The following is a 1,831-nucleotide window of genomic DNA, read 5'->3' on the forward strand; positions in this document are numbered from 1 at the left end:
TCCCGTTGTCGAGTGCGGGGAAGTTGGATCGGAAGGCGTTGCCGGAGCCTGTTTTTGGTTCGCGGGTGTTTCGGGCGCCGGTTTCTGGTTCGGAGTTGGTGGTGGCTGCTGCGTTTGCGGTGGTGTTGGGGTGTGGGTCGCGGGTTGGGTTGGATGATGATTTCTTCGTGTTGGGTGGTAATTCGCTGAATGCGACCAGACTCATCAGCCGCATCAACGCAGACCGAGGCACTGACATACCGTTGCGAGCGATCTTCGACTCGCCGACGGTAGCCGAACTCGCTGCAGTCCTCGACGCCTCGATGTCCTCGAATCGGCCGGCGCTGACAGCTCGGGAACGTCCGTCGACGATCCCGTTGTCACCTGCGCAGTCGCGTATGTGGTTCCTCAACCGCTTCGATCCCGATTCGTCGGCGTACAACATGCCGGTGGTGCTTCGCCTTTCAGGAGACCTCGACGTGTCGGCACTCGCTGCGGCAGTGGGTGACCTGGTGCGTCGCCACGAGGTGCTCCGGACGGTGTATCCGGAAGTGGACGGCATCGGTTTCCAGAGAATTCTCTCGCCTGATGACGCGCCCGTCGAACTGACGACCGAGCGGGTGTCCGAAGGCGTTCTCCTCGAACGAGTTTCCGAGGTGCTCGGAGCATCGTTCGACGTCACGTCCGAGATCCCCATGCGGGCCCACCTGTTCGAGGTTGCCGAGTTCGAGTTCGTTCTGGCGATGACGGTGCATCACATTGCGGGTGACGGTTTCTCGATGGGGCCGTTGACGCGTGATGTGATGGTGGCGTACGAGGCGCGGTCCAGGGGTGCGGTGCCGTCGTGGGCGCCGCTGGAGGTGCAGTATGCGGATTATGCGTTGTGGCAGCTCGAGACGTTGGGTTCGGAAGAATCGTCGAAGTCGCTGATCTCGCGACAACTCGACTTCTGGGGCACCGCTCTCGATGCAATACCGTCGGTGATCGATCTACCGCTGGACCGGCCTCGGCCGGCGGAAGCCTCCGGCCGCGGAGCCGTCTACTCTGCACATCTGAGTCCCGAAGTGAACGAGCAACTGGAGAAGGTCGCACGTGAACACGGCGCTACTCCGTTCATGGTGTTGCATGCCGCTCTCGCTGTTGTGCTTTCGCGCTACAGCGGTGAATACGACGTGGTTGTGGGAACTCCTGTTGCAGGCCGAGGAGAGCGTGCACTCGACGATCTGGTCGGCATGTTCGTCAATACCCTCGCGTTGCGTGCCGTGGTATCGCCTGGCGCTCGTTTCGCGGAATTGCTCGAATCGGTTCGAGAATTCGACCTCCAGGCGTTCGAGAACGCCGACGTGCCGTTCGAGCGCCTGGTGGAGGTACTCGATCCGGTTCGTTCACAGTCGTATTCACCGCTCTTCCAGGTCAGTTTGACCCTGCAGAACATCGCCTTGACCGAACTCGAGTTCGACGGCATACGTATCGCCGAAGTCGACAACGTTGTGGCCACTACACAGTTCGACCTGGACTTCGTGTTCAACGAAGCACTCACCGCCGACGGGTCTCGCGGCGGTCTGGACCTACACCTGACCTATGCCACCGATCTCTTCGACGAGGCAACCGCAAGGCGGTTGGTCGATGCATACGTCGCGGTGGTGAGCGCTGCAGTGGCGGACACGTCCACGATCGTCGAGACGTTCGAGGTGGAGTCTGTGGTTGAGCGTGGGTTGGTGTTGGGGGGTGTGAATGTTACGGATCGTTGTGTTGATGATGTGACGTTGGCGGGTTTGGTGGCGGCTGCGGTTGAGGTGTCGTCGGGTCGTGTTGCTGTGGTGTTCGGTGATGTGGTGTTGACGTATGCCGA

General features: G+C 60.8%; 1 protein-coding gene. It reads left to right on the plus strand.

The window, feature by feature from the left end; translation table 11 throughout:
• Window positions 1-101 precede the first annotated feature (101 nt).
• The coding region (locus ACFQ6Y_RS30305) for a condensation domain-containing protein (protein WP_378640533.1) at window positions 102-1,831 on the plus strand (1,730 nt) is incomplete at its 3' end.

Source organism: Rhodococcus sp. NPDC056516 (assembly GCF_042794655.1).
In the GTDB taxonomy this organism is placed as follows: domain Bacteria; phylum Actinomycetota; class Actinomycetes; order Mycobacteriales; family Mycobacteriaceae; genus Rhodococcus_F.